Raw genomic sequence first — 21121 nt, forward strand, 5'->3', positions numbered from 1 at the left:
GGTGTCTTTGCCTTCCCTCTTATGCGTTGGTGGGAGTTTGGGAATCGGTGCCGGTTTCAGCGCCACTAGTTGAGTTTAGCGCCTGAACAAAGTCTCCGGCGCTCAGCCAAGCGCCTGAATCGCTAGTTTGAGCGTCGCCGTCCGTGAGGTTTCCCTCATAGTCGGCAACCTGTTGGCCTAAAATTCCCAGGCCAGCACCGTTGGATGATTTGAAGAGCACAATATCGCCCGGTTCGAGGGCGCCTTTGAGCAGCTCAAAGGCCTCGTCGGCAGTGGCAACCCAGGTCGCTTCGTTCCCCCAGGAGCCTTCCAGGTGGGCTGTGTTGTAGATGGGCTTGGCGATGTCGCCCACGGCAATCAACTTGGAGATGTTGAGGCGCACGGCCAGCTGGCCGATGCGGTCGTGTTCGGCCAGGGTCTGGTCACCTAGTTCCAGCATGGCCCCCAGGACGGCCCAGGTGCGGTTGGTGGAGGGCAGGCGCCCCAGCTGGGCTAGGGTTTGCAGGGCAGCCGTCATGGATTCGGGGTTGGCGTTGTAGGCGTCGTTAATGACGGTGACGCCGTCGGCCCGGTCGGTGCGCTGCATACGCCACTTGGATGCTGCCCCGCTTCGAGACAGCTGGGTAACGATTGATTCTGGGGCAATACCCGCCTGGTAGGCGACGGTTGCAGCGGCCAGCAGGTTGTAGACGTGGTGTTCACCGATCAGCTGGGAGGCCACCTCGAAGGTCTGCCCCTCGGGGAAGGTCAGGGTAAAGACAGGCTTGCCCTCGTCGTTGGTGGTCAGGTTGCTGGCGGAAATCCGGTTTTCGGCGACGCCGGGGTTGGCGGAGGTGGTGACCTCAGCCTCGCGGCCTTCAACCCCGAAGTAGGTGACGGGGGTAGAGGCCCGGTTAATCATGCGGCGGACGCGGTAGTCGTCGATATTGAGGCCCAGGCCCAGACGCACGCCTTCTGCCATTTCGCCCTTGGTGGCCTCAATGTTATCGACGCCCCCGAATTCACCGGCATGGGCAGTTCCGACCTTGAGGACGATGCCGTAGTCAGGCTGAATCATGTCGGTCAGGTACTTGATGTTGCCGACGCGGTCAGCCCCCATCTCAATGACCAGGTAGCGGGTATCGTCCTCGGCCCGGAAAACGGTGAGGGGGACGCCTACCTCACCATTAAAGGATCCGATGGGGGCTACGGTCTTGCCTTCGGCCCCGAAGATGGAGGCCAGCAGGTCCTTGGTGGTGGTTTTACCAGCTGAGCCGGTGATACCAACGACGGTCACCTCCCCCTTCTCCCGCAGGCGGGCGACGATGTAGGCGGCGAGTCGTCCCATAGCCAGCACGACGTCATCAACCAGAACTGAGGGGTAAACCTGCCCTTCGGCGTCCTGAACCTCACGTTCAACTAGAGCTAGAGATGCACCGGCATCAAAGGCCATAGGGATAAAACGATGACCGTCCGTTACCTCACCCGGCTTGGCCAGGAAGAGGCACCCCTTCCCCACTTCGCGGGAGTCAGTGGTAGCAGACGTGCAGGTCAGGGCAGAAGCAGTCGCTTCATCAAGGCCCAGCAGGGTGCCAGAGGTGGCTTCTGCAATCTCTAAAGCTGAAAGTTCAATCATAGGTTTATCTTCGGTTACTTCTGGTGGTTCTGGTAGGCGGGCAGGACGCTGAACCCGGCAGCCATCAGGGCGCGGGCAGTTTCAATCCGATCGTCCATCTCAATATCAGTTCCGGCGACGTCCTGGGCCACCTCGTGGCCGCGTCCTGCCACCAAAATTGAATCGTGGGGGCCAGCCAGGGCAATAGCCTCATCAATTGCCCGGGTGCGGGGCTCAATGTTGAGAACCTGCTGTGCCCGGGCACCAGCGGCAACAGCGTCCTGGGCACCCCTGGCAACAGCCTCCCGGATGGGGGCAGGGTCCTCCCCGTGGGGGTCATCGTCCGTGACAATCACAAGGTCAGAGTAGGTCGCGGCAATCTCGCCCATCAGGGGGCGCTTGGTTTGATCACGCTCACCGGTTGCACCGAACACAATGATGACCTTGCCGTCAGCTGAGGCCGGTTCAATCGCTTTCAGGGCTCGTTTGAGGGCGTCGGGGTTATGGGCAAAATCAACCAGGGCTGTGGGCTCGGTAGAGATGAGCTGCATCCGTCCGGGAACAACCGGGGTGAGGGTTTCTGGACGCGCCAAGAGTTCAGTGATCTTGCTCCGTTCCATCTCGTTGGCAGCTGATTCGAAAACCATGAGGGCAGCGAGGGCCGCGTTGGATACGTTGAAGTCTGCAGGGAGGTGGGTTGAGCTCTTCAGCTCGAAGCCGTCGCCCCGGCGCAGGGTAAAGGCATGCCCGATACCTTCGCGGGCTACCTTGATCAGAGCCCAGTCCTGCTGGCCGAGGGCAGGGGCCCCCGTGAGGTCCTCCGAGTAGCCAGCGCCGAAGTTGGTGGCCAGGCGGACGACGGCCAGGGCGCCCAGCTGCTCAACAGCGAGGTCTGCCATCTTCTGACCCCACTCGTCATCAACGGTAATCACGGCGCGGCGGGTGCGCTCAGGGGTGAAGAGCTGGGCCTTGGATTCAAAGTAGCTCTGCATGGTGCCGTGCAGGTCCAGGTGGTCCTGGGTGAGGTTGGTGAAGCCCGCAACGTCGTAGCGGACGCCGTCCACACGGTGATAATCCAGGGCGTGGGAAGAAACCTCCATGGCCGCGCTGGTAATGCCCTGTTCCCGCATGAGGGCAATCAGGGAATGGACATGCGGGGACTCTGGGGTGGTGAGCTTCGAGGGAATCGCCTGCCCACCGGCTAGGATTTCGATGGTACCGATCAGCCCGGTGGTGTGGCCCAGGGCCTGCATGATTGAGTTGGTCATGTAGGTGCTGGTGGTCTTCCCGTTGGTGCCGGTGACGCCAAAAAGGCGGGGCGCTCCCCCACGTTCGGGCTGGGAGTTATAGATGCGGGCGGCCAGGGGGCCGATTGATTTCCGCACCTGGTCGGTCACAATGACACCACAGTCTTCAGGCAGGGTCCCTGCCTCCTGGGCAATCTTCAGACCAGCTGCGTCGGTCAACATGGCAACAGCACCAAGGTCGAGGGCTGCGGGCAGGAAGCTGGCACCGTGGGCGCGGGCCCCGCCGAGGGCAACGTAGAGGTCACCGGGCTGGACTTCCCTGGAGTCAAGGGTGATACCGGTGATTGGGCGGTCTGTTTCCTGGGCTATCTGAGCTTGGAGCCCAATGTCAGCCAACCAGGTTGATACTTCTGCAACAGACCGAGGGGCGGTCTGGGCAGGACGCAGGGTCTGGGCATTACCTTTTAGTTGGGGTTTCTCAGTCACGGTATCCCTCCAAGGTGTTAGGAACGGTGCAGGGGCCTTGGGGTGGCCTGTTCTTCTGCCCGTTGGCTGATTTGGTGCGGTGGTGTCTGGGGGCTGCAAGGACTGAGGATGCGGCCCGCTGTGTGGGTGATGTAATAGGGTCTACTTTAGCCGTTTTCATCGTGCCCTTCGGCAAATTTGGGGGTTTCCTGGGGCTCCGTGGTAGAGCGGGGCACATTGTAGATGTGCAGGGTTTTCTCCATGATTTGCGCAAACTGGGCGGTTGTTCCGGCGGTTCCAACTGCTGCTGCGGTGGTTTGCGGACGGTGGATGGTCACCGAGACCAGGAAGCGGGGGTTCTCGGTGGGGGCAACACCGACGAAGGAGGTCGTCCAGCCGTCATAGGTGCTTGACCCCTCGCCTACGTTTTCTGCGGTACCGGTCTTACCGGCCACACGGTAGCCGTTGACCTGGGCTGTTTTGGCACCGGCCTGGTAAACCACCGCTTCCATGACCTGCAGGGTCTTCCGGGCAGTCGCTTCGCTGATGATGCGTGTGCCTTCGGCAACGGGGCGGACTTCTTCTGTTCCGTCAGCGTCAATGACCGCGTCGATAATCCGGGGCTTGAGCATGACCCCCTTGTTTGCAATGGCCTGGTAAATCATGGCTGTTTGCAGGGCTGACTGGGCCACACCCTGGCCGAAAAGCACCGTGTACTGCTGGCGAATATCCCAGTCCCGCCAGTCATAGATGAGACCCCGGGATTCTCCGGTGAGCTCGATTCCGGTGTAGTCACCGATACCGAATTTTTTGAGCCAATTGTAGCGTTGTTCTTTACTGAGCTTGCTGCCCATCATGACGGTGCCGGTGTTCATTGAGTCGGCAATGATGCCAGCTACCGTGCGTTTCTGGGCAGGGTGGACGAAGGGATCGGTAATGACCTGGTTATCGATATGAAGTTCGGCAGGAACGTCGTAAACCGTTTCAGGCTGGGCGATACCTTCTTCAATGACGGCTGCTGTGGTCAGGATTTTTTCGGTTGAGCCGGGTTCGAAGACCTGGGTGATAGCCCTCGGGTTCATGTCTGCCAGCTCAAATTCTTTGGCGCCGGGGTCCATGGTGCTGGAATCGGCCATGGCCAAGATGGAGCCGTCGCGGATATCCATGACGATGACGGTGCCCCATTCAGCTTTGAGCTCCTGGGCGCGGGCAGCAATGATCTGCTGGGCAAAGTATTGGACGTCCTGGTTGATGGTCAGGCGCACATTTTTGCCGTTTTGGGCTGGGGTGATGGATTCGTTGCCGATGGGGATACGGATGCCGTCAGCTGAGATTTCGTAGGTTCGGCTGCCGTCGACACCGGCCAGTTCCTTTTCCATGGTGCGTTCGATGCCCACGGAGTTGTTGGTGGTGCGGGTCTCGGTGGTGCTGCCTTCTACGGCTTCTTCGACGACAGAGTAGCGTCCTACCACTGACCCGGCGACCATACCGTTGGGGTATTTACGGTCTGACAGGATTTCCCCGTAGATGAAGGGGGCTTGCAGCTCGTCGACCTTGTTGAAGACCTCAGGGGTGACGTTTTCTTTGACGATCCAGTATTGGCGGTCCCCGTCGAGTGCTGCTTTGACGTCGGCGTCGTTCATTTTGAGAATGTCAGCGAGTTCGTACACCAATTCGGTGGGGGTCACGGTCACTGTTTCCTGGGTGCCGGGGATTCGGCGTTCGAAGGAGGAGACGATGCTCTGGTCCACGGTGATGTTGTAGCGTTGGACGCTGCGGGCCATGACGTTCCCGTTGATGTCGAGGATTTCACCGCGGAGGGCGGGGATGGTGTGGATGCGGGTGCGGTGGGTGCGGGCCTTTTCGGCCAGGCCGTTGGGGTCCAGGCCTTGGAGGTAGGCCATTTTTGCGCCGACGAGGCCGAGCCCGGCAAGGCCGAGGGTACCTGCGATGAAGCCGCGGCGGTTGATGCCGCGTTGAATTTCATCCACGGGTGTTGGACGCTGCTTCCCGCTCAAGGGGCCCCCTTTGGTCATGGTTCTGGTGGGTGAATCGTCAGGTCTGCGTTAGTTTTTGCTGGTGAGAACTCACCAGGTGCCTACCGTTGGGGCAGGCACCTGGTGGACGCTGGTGGCTACTGGCCGCCCTGGCTGGGTTGCGGAGCCGGTGCGCTGGATTCAGCTGATGCTTTGGCTTCGGCTTCTTTCTTGGCCTTAGCTTCCTCTTCTTCCTTCTTCCTTTGCTCTTCGGCCCTCACGCTTGCTTCTTCGTAGGCCTTGGTATCAGCCAGGGCAGGAGGGGCGATGAGGTTTTTGGTGGTGGGGTCTTCTCCGGTGACGGCCTGGGGGGTACCGGAAATTTCGCCGGTTTCTAGGTCGATGGTTGCCTGGCTGGAGGCGGCGACGAGGCCTAGTTGGCTGGCCCGGATGGCGAGGTCTTGGGGGGCCTGGTGGAATTCGATTTCCTGGGCCAGGGCTTCGTTACTTTGGACCAGGGCCCTTTCCTGGGCACGGAGTTCTACGAGTTCGTACTGCCGGGAGGCCATGGTGATGCTGAGGCCAAGGACGACGATCAGGGAGAAGAGCAGGGCGCCGAGGCCGAAGAAGACTCGCCAGCGGTTGTCGTAGGAGCGGACGTAGCGGGCGCGGGAGAGGGGACGACGGTGGGGGCGGCTGGCGCCCTGGGCGTCGCCTTTAACCAGGGTCAGCTTGGGTTTGGTGCTGCCCTGGGTGGCTTCTCCGGTGGAGTGGGGGAAACGGGGTTCCGCGCTCATCGTGGTGCCTTAGTGGTCTTGATTTTTTCTGCGGCTCGGAGCTTTGCTGATGCGGCTCGTGAGTTCTCTTCGATTTCTGCTTCTGTGGGGGGTTCTGCCCCGCGGGTGATGATCTTGAGTTCGGGTTTGTGTTCCTCAAGTTCGACGGGGAAGCCCTTGGGGGCGCTGGAGGTTGCACGGGTGGTGAAGGCCCGTTTGACGATTTTGTCTTCGAGGCTGTGGTAGCTCATGGCGACGCAGCGGCCCCCCAGGTTGAGGGCGTCGATGGCTGCGGGGATAGCTCGTTCGAGGGCGTCCAGTTCGTGGTTGACCTCGATTCGCAGGGCCTGGAAGGTGCGCTTGGCCGGGTGGCCGCCCTTGCGCTGGGCGGCGACGGGGACGGCCTGCTGGATGACTTTGACGAGTTCGCCGGTGGTTTCAAAAGGACGCACGGCGCGGGCCTCAACAATTTTTGAGGCGATGCGGGCAGCGAACTTTTCTTCGCCCCATTGACGGATGATGCGGCGCAGGTCGTGCTCGTCATAGGTGTTGACGACGATGGCTGCAGTTAGGTCGTCGGCGGTGTTCATGCGCATGTCCAGGGGCGCGTCATAGGAGTAGGCGAACCCGCGTGATCGTTCATCCAGCTGCATGGATGAGACGCCCAGGTCAAAGAGGATTCCGTCCACTTCGCTAACGCCGGCTTCCTCCAAGGCGCGGGGAATCTCGTCGTAGACTGCATGTACGGGGATGAAGCGGTCACCAAAGCGGGCAAGGCGTTCCCCTGCCAGCTTGTGGGCCATGAGGTCGCGGTCAATACCAATCAGGGTGAGGTCTTCAAAGCGTTCCAGCATTGCTTCTGAGTGACCCCCCATGCCGAGGGTACCGTCAATGACGACGGCGCCGGGGCGGGAGATTGCGGGCGCGAGCAGGTTGAGGCAACGGTCGAGCATGACCGGGATGTGCCTGTCTTTGGCTTCCTTGCCGGGTGAGAGGTCCTCTACCTGAGTCAAGGTGCGCTCCTCTGATATGGGTGGTTTGTGCGAACAGTTGGGGGTTGGCCGGGGCGCTACAGGAGCAGGCCGGGAAGGAGTTCTTCGTCGGTGTCAGCGAAGCTTTCTTCCTGTTCAGCTAAGTAGGTTTCCCAGGCGTCGGTGCTCCAGATTTCAGCCCGGGAGCCTGCGCCAATGACGGTGAGCTCTTTTTCAAGCCCGGCATAGTCCCTCAGATTCTGAGGTATGGTGATGCGTCCCTGCTTATCTGGAACCTCGTCTGATGCTCCCGATAGGAACACACGAATGTAGTCTCGGGCCTGCTTTGAGGAGAGCGGTGCCGTGCGAAGCTGCTCGTGGATGCGTTCAAATTCTGCCAGCGTGAAAACGTAGAGACAGCGTTCCTGCCCGCGGGTGAGCACGAGTCCCTGCTCCAGCTGCTCCCGGAACTTTGCAGGAAGGATGAGCCGCCCTTTAACGTCCAGACGCGGGGTGTGAGTCCCGAGGAACATTCCACCACCGCCTCAATTGTCATGCTTTAGAATCTCCCGGCTGACAGGAGAAACTACATCAGTGTTGTTCTATCCCCTCCACTTTACTCCACTCCGCCCCACCGTGGGCACCGAAACCCCCATATTTACCTGCTTTTTGAGTGTTTTCACACGGTTTTTGATGGTGGGGTAGGTATCCGGGGTATCCCCTACCAACCCCTCAGGAGCCCTAGAGACGCAAAACTGCCCGGCCTGAGACCGGGCAGTGGCAGAAAGTGGAGGGGGAAACCACCCCAGGGGGCGTGGGATTAGAAGCGAGAGCCACCCTGACGTTCATCCCACTTGTCTTCAAGATTGCGCATAAAACTTGAGTATTTTCCGGACTGCCCCTTGGATGAGGTGGGGGCAGATGAGGCGCCAGAGGCGGCGTGGCCAGCTACCTTGGGGGCGGTCGTTGCCCAGTAGATACCGCCGCAGGTAATCAAGAAACCTAGAACTCCAACCACAATCAACTTGGTGGATACCCCGGCAATGAGCACACCCAAGCCAAGCACAGCGATGAGAGCACCAATCACCAGATTGCGGGGGGAGGCCTTGGGGGCACGGTCAAGGACGGGCTGGGACCCTGTCATGGTCGAACTAAAAACCGGGTCGTCATTGAGCTGTTTCTCAAGCTGGGCAAGTAGTGCTTGTTCCTGCTCTGATAGCGCCATGGGGGGCCTCCTAGTCCTCGGTGCAAGAGCGGCAATGTTCTTGCTGTCGTATGGTGGGGGCCATGCCTGACCCGGCACCTACCCTCCTATCTTACATTTTTCAGGTGCCTGCTCCACACCGGGAGCCTGAATTTTTCAGGAGCAGCCCTGAACCGATCTAGCTGGATTCAGCCTCCCCCAGCGCCTCCGGGGAAGCCGCATCAGGGAGCAAACGGGCCGGCAGTAAACCGGCAACCCCAAATTTCTGGTGGATAGAATCCATAGCCCGTTCTGCCCCGCCCCACCGTTGTTGCCGGTCAGCGGTGTCCGGGTCTAAATCCTCGCCGAGCAAGGAAAGCTGGATGCCAGCGTCCTCACCTTCGAGTTTCTCAGCCCGCACCCCCACCAGCCGCAGGGGCCGGGGAGCCACCCCGTCCCCGTCCACCACGCCCAGGGTGTGAAGATGGGCGAGCGCAGCGCCGTACATTACCCTTCCCGATGAGGTTGGCTCGGGCAGGGGGCAGGAGCGGGTGATGGTTTCAAAGGTGGAGTACCTGATTTTGAGGCTGAGTGACCTAGTTTGACGGCCTGCAGCGCGTAGTCTTTGCCCTACCTGGAGGCAGATGGAGTACAGCTCAGCCGATATGATACGGGCATCGCTCTGGTCGACGGTAAAGGTGTGTTCGGCTCCGATAGATTTTTCGATCCGTTCGGTAACCACCTCGCGCCGGTCAATGCCCCGGGCCATCTCGTAGAGGTGCAGACCGCCTGCCTCCCCGAAGCGTCCCTGTAGCCAGGCTAGGTCGTACTCCCTCAGGTGGGCGACCTGGCGGATACCTAGGCCGTCGAGGTGGGCTGCAGTTTTTGCGCCGACTCCCCAGAGTGTGCCTACGGGGAGGGGGTCGAGGAAGTCCTGGACGCGGTGGGGCGGCACTACCCACAGGCCGTTGGGTTTCGAGCCGGTTGAGGCCATTTTGGCGACGAATTTGGTGGGGGCTATACCGGCTGAGGCTGGCAGGTGCATTTCAGCTGCGATTCTCTCGCGCACCTTCTGGGCAATGGTGACCGGGTCACCTTGATGCTTCACGGCCCCGGTCAGGTCCAGAAAAGCCTCATCCACGCTGACCTGTTCCACCTTGTCGGTGACGTCCCGAAGAATTCCCATGATTCTGGCCGAGTACTCACGGTAGTGGGCAGAGGGCTCCACCACAATAGCTCCGGGGCACAGGTGCAGAGCCCTCACCAGGGGCATGGCTGAACGCACCCCGTACCGGCGGGCCTCATAGGAGGCAGAAAGGACGACGGACCGGGGAGCCTTGCGAGCCACAATAATTTTCTGCCCCCGCAGGTGGGGCTGGGTGAGAAGCTCCACGTTAACGAAGAAGGCATCCATATCAAGGTGCATGATGATCCGCCCCTTGTTCACCCGGCCCTCCCCTGCCGTCCCCCTACCCTGAGCACCCATCTGCACCTCCCGGTTCCCCCTCCCCAAGCAGGTAATCGAAAATATGTTCTAATACTATCCTAGGGTATCTATCCACGCCCCGCCACCCTTTTCTCGTTAGACTAGAAACCACAGCAGATACGCCCAACCCAAGGACGCCATGACCACCCACCCTGCCCCCGTCTTTCCCGCCGACGAATCCACCCGCTACCTTGAAGCTCTAGAAGAGAGCATGAAGGATTTCTTCGCCGAGCAGGGAGAAATCATGGCGCAGGTATCCACCGAAACCCTCCCCCTCCTGGACTCCATCGCCGCCCTCTCCACCGGCGGCAAGCGCCTGCGAGCGCTCCTCGCCTACTGGGGCTATCGCGGTGCCGGTGGGGCTGAACTCTCTGAGTCAATCATCAAGGCTGGCCTGGCCATTGAGCTTTTCCAGACCGCTGCCCTGATCCACGACGACATTATCGACGCCTCGGACACCCGACGCGGCGCCCCGTCCGTCCACCGCCGCTTTGAGGCCATGCACACCGACCGGGGCTACAAGACCGACCCGGCCACCTTTGGTGTCTCCAGCGCAATTCTGGCCGGGGACCTGTGCCTGTCCTGGTCAGAGATGGTTTTTTCCTCCATTCCTGAACTCACCGCCCGCAGTGAAGCCCGCTTCATCTTTGACCTCATGCGCACCGAGGTCATGGCAGGTCAGTACCTCGATATTGTTGGGGAGGTCGTTCCCGAAGAGGAGCCCCAGGCTGCCCTGGAACGGGCCCTCAACGTCATCCGCTACAAGTCAGCCAAGTATTCCTGCGAGCACCCTGTCGCCCTGGGCGGGTCCCTGGCCCTCGGCCAGGCCCACGGCCAGGAGTCAGAGCTTGTGGCCGGTTACCGGGCTTTTGCCCTTCCCTTGGGTGAGGGGTTCCAGTTGCGCGACGACGTCCTGGGTGTTTTCGGCGAGCCTGAAACCACCGGCAAGCCCGCCGGTGATGACCTGCGCGAGGGTAAGCGCACCGTCCTGACGGCCTTCACCGCCATGAAAACCACCGAGGCCTCCCGGGCCCACCTCGAAGCCTCCCTCGGTAACCCCGACCTCAATGCGGCGGCCATAGCCGAGCTGCAAGAGCTCATGCGCACCAGCGGGGCCCTGGACGAAGTTGAGGCCCTGATTGCCCTCAAGAGTGAGCAGGCCTTGGCTGCCCTAGCGGCCCTACCGGTTGAGGACGAGGTCCGTGCAGCCCTGCACGCCATTGCGCTTAAGGCCCTGCACCGGAGTCACTAGGCAGTCGCAACCCCAGGAAACTTCCTGGGGGAACACAAAAGACCCCGTCCTGGTTCTCCAGGGCGGGGTCATCTGTTTCTGGGGCTACCAGGCCAGGGCTGAGGCGCGGCGGCGAATTTCAGTCTTACGGCCATCGATCAGGGCGTCAATGGGGCGGCCGGGCAGGGAGTCATCGGCGGTGTAGAGCCAGACGATGGATTCCTCGGCGGTGAAGCCGGCATCGGTCAGGACGCTGATGGTCCCCTTCAACGGTTCAAGGACCCGGTCTTCACGCATGAACAGGGCAGGCACCTTGCGGACGCCGGTCTCGGGGTCCCGCAGGGCCAGGAGGGTGCCGTCAGCCAGCAGGTTATGGACCCGGGTTACTTTGAGGTCCAGGGCTTCAGCGATATCTGGGATCGTCAGCCAGTCGCCCACCAGATCCATTACTTCTTGTGTAGTTTTTTCTTCAGTCACCCCTCTATTGTGCCCTAGAACCTGCCCCGGGGAAACTAGCAACCACCAGATAAAACCGGGGAAGGCACGTCCGGCTTCATTTTTCTCTAAGGGAACTCCCAGGGCTTTGCCCCTACAATAGTGGGGAGATGAGTGAACAGAGAACCACCCCCGCCTCGTGGCTGACCGGCCACGCCTTCGCTGACCGTTATGCCCTGGGCGCCCCGATTGCGCGTGGGGGCATGGCTGAGGTTTTCCATGCAGTGGACTTGTGGTCAAATCACCCGGTGGCGGTGAAGGTTCTGCTCCCCCACCTGGCCCATGACCCAGCCCAGCAGCAGAAATTCTTCCGGGAGGGCAACGCCCTGCAGAAGATTAAGCACACCAATGTGGTGGGTGTGGTTGCCTCCGGGAGCGAGGTGGTGCGGGGCCAGGAGGTCATGTACCTGGTGCTCGAATACGTTCACGGTTGCACCCTTCACCAGCTCCTGAAGCTCCGCCCGGTCCTGTCTGTGGCAGAGATGCTGGACATCATGGTCCCCATTGTTGAGGGCCTGTCTGAAGTACACGCCCACCGGCTAGTTCACCGGGATTTCAAGCCCGCTAATGTCCTGCTCGATGAGTCGGCATGCACGATTAAATTGTCAGATTTTGGGCTGACCCGCCGGGCTGACCAGGACGGCACGGGCGAGTTGATGGGCACCCCCGCCTACGTTGCCCCCGAAATTTTAGATCCCCGGGCGACGCCGGGCCCGGCTGCTGATGTCTTCGCCGTCGGCGTCACCATGTACCGGATGCTGACCGGCCGGATGCCCTTTGAGGGGCTAGAGAGCGACCAGCAGGTGCTCTACCACAACACCAACACCGATATCCCCTCCATCACGGCTATCCTTCCGGGGGTTTCGTCCGATGTTGCTGGCATCATCAGCTGGTGTACCCGCCGCAACCCGGCTGACCGCCCCCAGGACGCCACAGAGCTTTACCGGGCTCTGACGGAATGCCAGGAGAAACTTTCGCCTGCCGAAAGATCCTACCGGGCTGAGTCGGCTGACCACCCGGTCACGACCCTGTGGGAGGATGTCGCAGAAATCGCTGAACGGTCGGGGCGAACAAGGGTGCTGAGATCTACCCCGATTTCTGCCCACGGCCAGGCCACTGACCTCATCGACGACAACAGCGACTGGCCGCAGGTGACCAGCGACCATGACAGGGCCGCCCAGCGTGCCGCCGATGAACCGGCCGACATCTACGAGCCCACAGACATATCGGTGGGCCCACCAACAGCAGCCGATGCAGGCTACGACAGCATCAGCGGGGCCTACCGCAGGCCCCGCCCCACCGGGGGCAGCCAGCAGGCTCAGGCGTCCTCGGCAGGTTCCGGCCCCCACCCTGCCCCGTCCCAGGTGCCCATCAATCCCCGGTTAGCACCCGAGCCCTGGCGTCCTGCCCCCACCCCAGCCCTGCTCACGGTCTACGCCGTGCTCTTACTCCTGGGCTTTGTCACAGCTAGCTTCCTGGGCTGGTGGCTGGCAACCTTCCTCATCTAAACCACCCCAGCTGTCATTACATAAAGCCGCGGCGGGTGCCTCCCGAAGAATAATCTTCAGGACGCACCCGCCGCGGCTGTCTGCTCCCAGCTAGGCCGGGGCAAGGGGTTAGCGCTTGGCCAGGTACTCAGCTACCTGGAAGGCGATTTCCAGGGACTGCTGGTGGTTCAGGCGGGGATCGCAGAGGGTCTCGTAGCGGTCTGCGAAAGCGGCCTCTTCAATGGGGTCAGAGCCGCCCAGGCACTCGGCAACGTCGTCGCCGGTCATCTCAACGTGGATACCGCCGGGGAAGGTACCCAGGGCCTCGTGGACCTCGAAGAAGCCCTGAACCTCGTTCATGACGTCGTCGAAACGGCGGGTCTTGTAACCGGAGGGTACAGAGATGGTGTTGCCGTGCATGGGGTCGGTAACCCAGACGACCTTGGCGCCTTCCTTCTGCACACCCTCAACGATGGCAGGCAGGTTCTCACGGATCTTACCTGCGCCCATGCGGGTGATGAAGGTCAGACGGCCGGGCTCGCGGTTGGGGTCCAGCTTGTCGATCAGGGCCAGAGCGTCGTCGGCGGTGGTGGTGGGGCCGAGCTTGACGCCAATGGGGTTGCGGACCTTAGAGAGGAAGTTGACGTGGGCGTCCTCCAGGCCACGGGTGCGCTCACCGATCCAGAGGAAGTGGGCGGAGGTGTCGTAGGGCAGGTGGGTGCGGGAGTCGATGCGGGTCAGGGCACGCTCGAAGTCCAGCAGCAGGGCCTCATGGCCGGTGTAGACGTCGGTGGTCTTGAGCGGGCCAAAGTCGGTTCCGCAGGCTTCCATGAACTTGATGGCGCGGTCGATTTCACCGGCGATAGCCTCGTAGCGGGCGTGGGCTGGGTTGGAGGTGAAGCCCTTGTTCCAGGAGTGGACGGAGCGCAGGTCAGCGAACCCGCCCTTGGTGAAGGCCCGAATCAGGTTCAGGGTGGAGGCGCTGGTGTGGTAGCCGCGCAGCATACGGTTGGGGTCGTGGACGCGGGACTCGGCGGTGAAGTCGAAGCCGTTGACCATTTCGCCGCGGAAGGAGGGCAGGGTGACGTCGCCGCGAGTCTCGTCGTTGGAGGAGCGGGGCTTAGAGAACTGGCCCGCCATACGGCCCATTTTGACGACGGGCATGGAAGCCCCGTAGGTCAGGACGACGGCCATCTGCAGCAGGGTACGCACCCGGCCGGAGATCTTATCGGCGGTAGCTCCGGCAAAGGTTTCGGCGCAGTCGCCGCCCTGGAGCAGGAAGGCTTCCCCGTTGGCGACGCGGGCCAGGTCGGCACGCATCTGATCTACTTCACCGGCGAACACGAGCGGGGGTACCGCTGCTAGCTCGGCCATGACGGAGGTGAAGTCGGGGTGGTCAGCCCACTGGGGGTGCTGGTCAATGTTCAGGGAGCGCCACTCTTCCAGCTCGGGGAAGTCATGGACGCTGGGGGTGGTACCGGGGTTAGTCACGGGGACTCCTTAGAGGGACGTGGTCGCTAGAAATCGGGGCCTTTGAGTATGGCAGGTAGCCAAGGGCCTATGTATAAACCTATGAGGGGGCTGGTAGGAGCACCAAGCGGTGTTTCAGTATGTGACACCTGGGGTGTCATCAGGGCGTCATCTACCGCGCAGGGCAGGCGGGAGTAGGCAGAACCTAGTGGTTAGGCAGCAGGCGGTTACTGGCCTCCAGGGCTGAAATGTTCTCTTCTGCCATCAGTTTTTTGACGTCAGCCGCGTAGACGGGGGTGATGGGGCGGCCGGTCAGTTCACTGATGCGGGTCATCACCAGGTCAGCCAGTTCCCGCTGGGCCGCGTAGGCGTCGTCCCGCCCCTGGTAGGGGGTGGTGTCAATGGGTTCCCCAATGATGGTGCGGATCTGGATGGGCTGGCCGTCCTTTCGCAGGCGCAGGCGGTTGGATCCGGGGGCCTGCACGTCCTCATTACCTAACTGGGCCACCGGCAGGATGGGAACCCCGGCCTCAATGGCCAGACGGGCCACGCCCACCTTGGCCCGGTAGAGACGGGCATCCGGGCTGCGGGTGCCCTCCGGGTAGATACCCACCAGCTTGCCCTCATGCAGGGCGCTGACGGCAGCTGCCAGGGATTCAGCTGATTTAGCGCCACCAGACCTATCTATGGGGAGCTGGCCCACCGAAGTGAAAAACCACTTCATCACCCGGCCCTTAAGCCCCGGCGTGGTGAAATAATCCGACTTCGCCAGGAAGAAAACCTGCCGGGGCGCAGCCAAGGGCAGAAAAATAGAGTCAATAAAGGAGACATGGTTAGAAGCCAAAATAGCGCCCGTATCAGCCGGGATGTGCTCTACCCCCTCAACCTGCTGGTGGTAGGCCCGCTGCAGAATCGGTTTCAAAAGGGTACGAAGCTGCATATACATATCAGTGGCCTCCGCGCCAGGTAAGTGGGTCTTCATCTAACCCTCTTATTGTAATCCCGCCGTAAGAGCGCCCCCAACTTCCCGCCCCAGCAGGACGGGAGGCATGTGAGGAAAAACTGTGACGCCCAGGGCCGAAAACCAGAAGAACCGCGCTTTACTTTGCTGAACAAGCGGTAAACTTTCAGATAAGGACCACGCAATCCGCGCCCGTCCGTCCTCTGAGGAAGAATAGGCACCGTGAAAGAAATTCACTCCCCCCAGATTGTCACCGTAGACCCATCTGTTAACATCACCGATATGGTTGAGCGCCGCGCCACTGATAGCCGCAAGCCGATTGCTTACCGTGTCCAAAAATCTACCGGTAACTGGGTCAACGTCACGACCGCCCAATTCCGGGACCAGGTGATCGAACTGGCCAAGGGCCTCATCGCCTCCGGTATCGGCCGGGGGGACGTCGTGGGCATCATGAGCCGCACCCGCTACGAGTGGACCCTAATCGACTTCGCCATCTGGTACGCGGGCGCTATTTCTGTGCCGGTCTATGAGACTTCCTCCCCCGCCCAGGCGGCCTGGGCCCTCTCCCACTCCGGCGCTAAGGCAGTCTTCGTTGAGAACTCCAAACTTGAGGGGGTTATCGCTGAGGCCCGCGCCCTGCAGAACCCCGAGCTGAACCTTGAGGCCCTCAAGGACGTCTGGGTCATTGAGGACGCCGTCCTCCCCTCCCTGGTCTACCGGGGCGCAGAAATTTCCGACGAGGTTGTAGAAGAACACCGGTCAGCCGCCGGGCTCGAAGATATTGCCACCATCGTCTACACCTCCGGCACCACCGGCCGCCCCAAGGCCTGCCCTATTACCCATGGCAACTTCGTCCGCCTCTCAGCTAATACCAAGCTCACTATCCCTGAGATTGCCAACGAAACCAACTCAACCCTGCTCTTCCTCCCCCTGGCCCATGTGCTGGGCCGCCTGATCCAGGTCCTGGCCTTTGACTGCGGCCTGGTCGTTGGCCACGCCCCCGACATTAAGAACCTCTCCACCGACCTGGCCTCCTTCCAGCCCACCATGCTCCTGGTCGTCCCCCGCGTCTTTGAAAAGGTCTACGAGGGCGCCATGAAGAAGGCAGAAAAGGGTGGCAAGGTGAACTTTGCCCTCTTCCAGCGTTCCATTGATGTGGCCGTCCGCTGGTCTAAGGCCACTATCGCCGGGAAGGTCCCGGCCAACCTGGCCCTGCAGCACAAGCTCTACGACAAGCTGGTCTACTCCAAGCTCCGCGCCGCCATGGGCGGGAAGGTCAAGTTCGCTGTCTCCGGCGGCAGCCGCCTGGCCCCCCACTACGGCCATTTCTACCACGCCGTTGGTATCCAGGTTGTTGAAGGCTACGGCCTGACCGAAACCACCGCGCCCCTGGCTGTGGGCCGTATCCGCAACTTTGATATCGGCAACGTTGGCTCCCTGATTCCCGGCGGCTCAGCCCGTATCGCTGAAGATGGCGAGCTGGAGTTCAAGGGTATCGGCCTGATTTCCGGCTACCTGGATAACCCCGAAGAGAACGCCGCCGCCTTCACCGAGGACGGCTGGTTCCGCACCGGTGACCTGGCCCGCATTGACGACGACGGCAAGATTTTCATCACCGGCCGCAAGAAGGAAATCATCGTCACTGCAGGCGGCAAGAATGTCATGCCCGTTCCCGCCGAGGACCGCCTGCGCCAGGCCCCCATGGTGTCCCAGGCTATGCTGGTCGGCGACGAGAAGCCCTTCATCTCGGCCCTGATCACCCTGGACCCCGACGTCCTGCCCGACGAGCTCGAACGAATCGGCCTACCCCGTACTCTTACCGCTAAGGAAGCCTCGACCCACCCCGGCGTCCGCGCAGCTATTCAGAAGTTCATCGACGACGCCAACGCCTTTGTGTCCAAGGCTGAGTCGATCCGGGAGTTCCGCATTGTTGATAAGGACTTCACCGAGGCTGAGGGCCACCTCACCCCCTCTATGAAGGTGCGCCGTAAGCAGGTGCTGGCCGACTTCAACTCCTACGTTGAAGACATCTATGGCCGCGCCAAGACCACCGTTACTGAGACAGCAGCCCAAACCGCCGAGCGGGTGCAGGAAATCCGTGCCGAGCAGACTGAAAAGTGGGAAGAGTTCAAGGCTGTGCAGGCTGAGAAGATTCAGGAGATGACTGAAACCGGCGCCGAAAAACTGCACGAACTAGCAGATAAGATCCAGCAGGTCGCTCCCCTACCCGGAGCTAAGGATAAGGACGCCGCCGCTGAGGATAGTGCTGGCCCAGACAACCAATAAAACCACTGCTAGGTAGTAGGCACATTGACGTCATCAATATGTAAAGCACACGGAAACCAAGAGCCTTGGATTGTATAGTGAGGGTTATTAATAAGAGGTACCCCGCAGCGAAAAAAAGCAACCCCCGCACCACCGAAAACACCCATCCATACACCTCTAGCGGACGTCTGAACACCGTATGTAAAACCCGCCAGGTCTTGATCTGAGCGATAACCCTCTATACTACCGACCGCAACCGGTTTAGCACCCGATTATTCCGCTTTTGCTCCTCGGTAAGCTTCTGGCCCGGCTTACGCCGAGTCGGGGTAACCAACCCCAGACCCACGTAACCCTTATCAGCAAAAGTCGAAGAATCCAACAGCTTCTCTAGCCCATGAGCCCTGAAAGCATAAGCATCATGTCTAGCACCAGGCAGAGGATCAGTGATAGCCAGGAGTCTGCCAGTGAGGGTGCAGATGACCTGATGGTTAAATCTTGCTCGTTTATGCTTGCCAGAGAAGTTTCTTTTCCCTTGTGAGTTCCAGTTCCAGGTGGGTATAAGGGTTCGGTCAATCACGAGAGAGCCAGGTGCTTTCAGGCTCTCTTCTAGGCTGGGGACTAGTGGAGTGAGAGCCTTTTCTAGGGCCTTCTCGATGGTTTTGATGGTCCGCGAGATGGTGGGGCTGTGAGATATCGAAGAGGTGGGCGAGGGCTTCTTGGGTAAGGTTGTGCCGGTAGCTGATCAGCGTGATTTTTAGGGCCTGGGCGAGGGTGAGCCTGCGAGGTTTTTCGGCTGGTTTGACCCAGGTGAGGTGATTGGCGAGGGCTGTGATGAGTGTGGCGAATTGCGTGGCTGTGAGGCCGTTTGTACGCTGGTGTGGCAACGGTCTTTCCCGGTGTGGTTTGAGGGTATTTCTGGCGATGTATCCTCAAGATTGTCGGCCGGATGGAGCCGTTGTCTAGTTGGTGGTGTTGGGGGTGTGAACCCCCTTATGAATAAGCCTCTAAGTATCAACCTCAGAAAATCTTTAAAAGTACATGCTGTTTTACCTAGTCACCCTAAGATATAATAAAATCTACCAATAGATTATTAAATTCCTTAATATCTTCAATGCATTTTCTCAAATTCTCCACCAGCTCTTCACGTTCGTAGGCTAAACGCATAAATTCTTTTTGCTCGTCAAGTGAAATTTTGGGTATGCATACTCTATCAAGACCAGTTTCGAGTGAATCAATTGATGAAGATGCGGACTGAAGATTAATACTATAAACCAGAAAGTCCACATCCCAAACAGAAGTATCAACTATAAATAAATCAGACTTGGTGGGCATATCATTATTCCTTGCATAATTTCCGGCCAGCATATTCGAATTAAACCAAATACTTATAATCGGTTCTGGCTCTTGTAAAAATTCATGTTTCTTCCGCATTACCCTTGCTCGATACTGAGAAGTCGGCATAAGCGATACCCCAATCAGGTTCTGCAGGCTAATGTTCTCAACAGTTTTATAGTTTGTCTGAAACATTTCTAGAGAATCGTTTTTGGCAATACGATTCATTAATCGCTCAACTGAATCAGTCTTTGCAACTATTCTACTTTTCAACTCGGGTGAGCTAGGCTTTTCTAGAACTATCAAAGAGGGCCTCCAGCTCTGATTCAGGTCAAAATTCTGATCAAAAATATCGACTATAATAGAATGTTCAAATTCAAAATCATCACCATGAACAACTCCCCATAAGATATTCACAAAGTCTACATAAATTGATGATGATCTCTTACCGTCAACAAATTGAATAAGGCTAGTTCCAGCATCAGTATCGGGTTTTTTAAATACCCATAAAATACTAGACTTTAGAGAATTTTTTCCGAATAACGCTGGCACTTCAATGATTGCCCTCAGCCCATTTCGCTCAGCCATAGAGATCCGATAATCCAGCAGATGAGGATCCTCAGCTATCATCGGAGATGTAAACACAAAGCCCCACCCACCGGGTTTCAATTGAGAAATCGCATCCTCAATAATAACAGGCTCTTTTTTATATTCCTCGGGAAGGTGAACTAATGAGCTTAGTCCATCAAATTTCTCAACACTCTTCCCAGTCACTCTATTTTCAGGCCTTGGAATGGCAATAGCTACATCTGCATTTATTTTTTTGAAAACATCTTCTGATAATGGTGATCCAGCAAATACTTTCCCATCCATTTGATAAATTTTTAGACGGAGGTCGGATAGCATTGCCAACAAATAATTGTCTTCATAGCCATAGAATTTTATTTGATTAATATCGCGAAAACACCATGCCGCATCAGAAAAACCGCAATAGGGGTTGTAAACAACTATGTCAGAAGCCCCGGACTCCCCAAAAATAGTCATCATTGAGTCTATGAATTCTAAATAAAGTGTCGCACGCATATTAGGGTTAACAAATCGCCCGCTCCACTCCATCCCTGATGTAAGATGATGTAATACATCCATGACCGGGAAGTGCTGACAGATACTTTCTAGATATCTAAATACTTCAGAGATTTCTTCTTTTGCAAAAATTTGTTCAAAATCGCTGGATAAATTTTTATTATAGTTTATATAATCATAATATTTATTAAAATCAATATCTTGTACAGAGGTGCCTTCATTGATGAGATAAAGGGAATAAAAAACAATAGCAACCCTGGCTGCTCGAGAATCTACATCGTCAAACCATGAAAGAATGTTCTCCATATTTGCATATGCTTGTCTCCCCGCTAAATCGTCCTCATTAACTTTTTGGTGAGCTATTAACCACTCAAATATTTGCTCCTTCAAATAGAGTGGGGACCGTGGTGAGCTAACAGCTAGAACAGGTTCAGGGAAGTCATCAAACCTAGACTTCCAGTTTGTTACTGCTGATTTTGAGACCCCAGCCAAATTAGCAATTTTTTGCAAAGATAAATAGTTTTGCTCTTGAATCATTTGCGCCCTCCACTAGCCATCAGGCAATTTTTAAAAAAATTTAAAATTTTATATACTTTTAATATTGTCATGAAGAATTTGCACATGCCCCCACCAGTTAGGCAATTCATCGCGAGAAAGAATAACTTTCGAAGCAGCATTGACCAGGTAGGGTGATATTGAATCAGGATGAGCCAGCACAGTCACAGTCTGCCCCATTTGCCGTAATCTAGCTACCGCATGGGTAAATATCTTATCGCCCGACACAATAATACATTCATCAAATCGTTCAACAAGCTTCTCATCAAACTCTCTGAGTAGCATTAAATCTGCACCGTTTGGTCCGTAGCCACAACGGATTAAGGATCCTGTCCAGATATCAGCCACATTAAAAACACACGATGCGTCAACCCCCACAACCAGTTGATCGTGTGGCTGCAGGTTAAGCAGAGACTCTGAGGCTTATTCAAAAGTCCCACCCGCAGCCAAAAACACCAACCCCCGCACCACCGCAAACACCCGCCCATACAACCCCAACGGCCGCCTAAACCCCGTATGAAGAATCCGCCAAGTCTTGATGTGA

Annotated in this window: 18 protein-coding genes; 3 read left to right on the forward strand and 15 right to left on the reverse strand. The window is 58.3% G+C overall.

The genetic code is table 11. The annotated features are described in order from the left end of the window. Positions 1-19: 19 nt before the first annotated feature. From L7A15_RS04485 to dinB, 8 genes are all read right to left on the reverse strand, one after another. Positions 20-1615 (reverse strand): UDP-N-acetylmuramoyl-tripeptide--D-alanyl-D-alanine ligase, encoded by a 1596-nt coding sequence (locus L7A15_RS04485; RefSeq protein WP_237208400.1) that lies wholly within the window; start codon positions 1613-1615, stop codon positions 20-22. Positions 1616-1629: 14 nt separating this feature from the next. Then, positions 1630-3327, reverse strand: a complete 1698-nt coding sequence (locus tag L7A15_RS04490; RefSeq protein WP_237208401.1) for a UDP-N-acetylmuramoyl-L-alanyl-D-glutamate--2,6-diaminopimelate ligase — start codon at positions 3325-3327, stop codon at positions 1630-1632. A 146-nt stretch (positions 3328-3473) separates the two neighbouring features. Then, positions 3474-5324, reverse strand: coding sequence for a peptidoglycan D,D-transpeptidase FtsI family protein (locus L7A15_RS04495; protein WP_237208402.1), 1851 nt, complete (start codon positions 5322-5324; stop codon positions 3474-3476). A gap of 116 nt (positions 5325-5440) precedes the next feature. Continuing rightward, on the reverse strand, positions 5441-6079 hold the full coding sequence (locus tag L7A15_RS04500) for a hypothetical protein (RefSeq protein WP_237208403.1): 639 nt from the start codon (positions 6077-6079) through the stop codon (positions 5441-5443). Continuing rightward, positions 6076-7071 (reverse strand): 16S rRNA (cytosine(1402)-N(4))-methyltransferase RsmH, encoded by a 996-nt coding sequence (gene rsmH, locus L7A15_RS04505; protein WP_272878643.1) that lies wholly within the window; start codon positions 7069-7071, stop codon positions 6076-6078. Before rsmH ends, L7A15_RS04500 begins: the two co-directional genes overlap by 4 nt. Before the next feature lie 56 nt (positions 7072-7127). Next, the gene (gene mraZ / locus L7A15_RS04510; protein ID WP_237188916.1) at positions 7128-7562 is read right to left on the reverse strand and encodes a division/cell wall cluster transcriptional repressor MraZ; all 435 of its coding nucleotides are present in this window, start codon (positions 7560-7562) and stop codon (positions 7128-7130) included. Positions 7563-7849: 287 nt separating this feature from the next. Then, a complete protein-coding gene (locus tag L7A15_RS04515; protein WP_237188915.1) occupies positions 7850-8254 on the reverse strand; it encodes a DUF3040 domain-containing protein in 405 nt (134 codons plus the stop codon). Between the two features lie 157 nt (positions 8255-8411). Further along, a complete protein-coding gene (gene dinB / locus L7A15_RS04520; protein ID WP_237208404.1) occupies positions 8412-9638 on the reverse strand; it encodes a DNA polymerase IV in 1227 nt (408 codons plus the stop codon). A 199-nt stretch (positions 9639-9837) separates the two neighbouring features. Here dinB and L7A15_RS04525 point away from each other — a divergent pair, with 199 nt between their 5' ends. Then, complete coding sequence (locus L7A15_RS04525; protein WP_237208405.1) at positions 9838-10950, forward strand: polyprenyl synthetase family protein; 1113 nt, start codon at positions 9838-9840, stop codon at positions 10948-10950. Between the two features lie 84 nt (positions 10951-11034). On the opposite strand, the gene L7A15_RS04530 is transcribed toward L7A15_RS04525, so the two are convergent. Then, positions 11035-11376, reverse strand: coding sequence for an Rv2175c family DNA-binding protein (locus tag L7A15_RS04530; protein ID WP_237188690.1), 342 nt, complete (start codon positions 11374-11376; stop codon positions 11035-11037). 158 nt (positions 11377-11534) lie between these two features. Here L7A15_RS04530 and L7A15_RS04535 point away from each other — a divergent pair, with 158 nt between their 5' ends. Next, positions 11535-12932, forward strand: coding sequence for a serine/threonine protein kinase (locus L7A15_RS04535; protein WP_237208406.1), 1398 nt, complete (start codon positions 11535-11537; stop codon positions 12930-12932). A gap of 108 nt (positions 12933-13040) precedes the next feature. On the opposite strand, the gene L7A15_RS04540 is transcribed toward L7A15_RS04535, so the two are convergent. Together L7A15_RS04540 and L7A15_RS04545 are read right to left on the reverse strand one after the other, a co-directional pair. Continuing rightward, positions 13041-14402 carry a class II 3-deoxy-7-phosphoheptulonate synthase gene (locus L7A15_RS04540; RefSeq protein ID WP_237208407.1) on the reverse strand — a complete coding sequence of 454 codons (1362 nt, stop codon included), beginning with the start codon at positions 14400-14402 and terminating at the stop codon, positions 13041-13043. A gap of 184 nt (positions 14403-14586) precedes the next feature. Then, complete coding sequence (locus L7A15_RS04545) at positions 14587-15363, reverse strand: lysophospholipid acyltransferase family protein (RefSeq protein WP_237208408.1); 777 nt, start codon at positions 15361-15363, stop codon at positions 14587-14589. A 201-nt stretch (positions 15364-15564) separates the two neighbouring features. On the opposite strand from L7A15_RS04545, the gene L7A15_RS04550 reads away from it, so the two are divergent. Beyond that, complete coding sequence (locus L7A15_RS04550; protein WP_237208409.1) at positions 15565-17628, forward strand: AMP-dependent synthetase/ligase; 2064 nt, start codon at positions 15565-15567, stop codon at positions 17626-17628. A 217-nt stretch (positions 17629-17845) separates the two neighbouring features. Here the strand turns inward: L7A15_RS04550 and L7A15_RS10780 are convergent, their stop codons facing one another. The 4 genes from L7A15_RS10780 to L7A15_RS04560 form a co-directional block, all read right to left on the reverse strand. Beyond that, positions 17846-18184, reverse strand: coding sequence for a transposase family protein (locus L7A15_RS10780; protein ID WP_369127657.1), 339 nt, complete (start codon positions 18182-18184; stop codon positions 17846-17848). Next, positions 18177-18491 (reverse strand): transposase family protein, encoded by a 315-nt coding sequence (locus L7A15_RS10785; protein WP_369127648.1) that lies wholly within the window; start codon positions 18489-18491, stop codon positions 18177-18179. Before L7A15_RS10785 ends, L7A15_RS10780 begins: the two co-directional genes overlap by 8 nt. Positions 18492-18666: 175 nt before the next feature. After that, complete coding sequence (locus L7A15_RS04555; protein ID WP_237208410.1) at positions 18667-20559, reverse strand: hypothetical protein; 1893 nt, start codon at positions 20557-20559, stop codon at positions 18667-18669. 48 nt (positions 20560-20607) lie between these two features. Further along, on the reverse strand, positions 20608-20925 hold the full coding sequence (locus tag L7A15_RS04560; protein ID WP_237208411.1) for an NYN domain-containing protein: 318 nt from the start codon (positions 20923-20925) through the stop codon (positions 20608-20610). Positions 20926-21121 lie beyond the last annotated feature (196 nt).

The sequence above is a fragment of the Rothia nasimurium genome, assembly GCF_928391935.1.
GTDB lineage: Bacteria > Actinomycetota > Actinomycetes > Actinomycetales > Micrococcaceae > Rothia > Rothia nasimurium_D.

Bases quoted from the DNA above. Each gene is read 5' to 3' on its own strand.
- dinB (WP_237208404.1), bottom strand. From the start codon at position 9,638: ATGCACCTTGATATGGATGCCTTCTTCGTTAACGTGGAGCTTCTCACC.
- L7A15_RS04485 (WP_237208400.1), bottom strand. From the start codon at position 1,615: ATGATTGAACTTTCAGCTTTAGAGATTGCAGAAGCCACCTCTGGCACC.
- L7A15_RS04545 (WP_237208408.1), bottom strand. From the start codon at position 15,363: ATGAAGACCCACTTACCTGGCGCGGAGGCCACTGATATGTATATGCAG.
- L7A15_RS04535 (WP_237208406.1), top strand. From the start codon at position 11,535: ATGAGTGAACAGAGAACCACCCCCGCCTCGTGGCTGACCGGCCACGCC.
- L7A15_RS04515 (WP_237188915.1), bottom strand. From the start codon at position 8,254: ATGGCGCTATCAGAGCAGGAACAAGCACTACTTGCCCAGCTTGAGAAA.
- L7A15_RS04555 (WP_237208410.1), bottom strand. From the start codon at position 20,559: ATGATTCAAGAGCAAAACTATTTATCTTTGCAAAAAATTGCTAATTTG.
- L7A15_RS04530 (WP_237188690.1), bottom strand. From the start codon at position 11,376: ATGGATCTGGTGGGCGACTGGCTGACGATCCCAGATATCGCTGAAGCC.
- mraZ (WP_237188916.1), bottom strand. From the start codon at position 7,562: ATGTTCCTCGGGACTCACACCCCGCGTCTGGACGTTAAAGGGCGGCTC.
- L7A15_RS04525 (WP_237208405.1), top strand. From the start codon at position 9,838: ATGACCACCCACCCTGCCCCCGTCTTTCCCGCCGACGAATCCACCCGC.
- L7A15_RS04500 (WP_237208403.1), bottom strand. From the start codon at position 6,079: ATGAGCGCGGAACCCCGTTTCCCCCACTCCACCGGAGAAGCCACCCAG.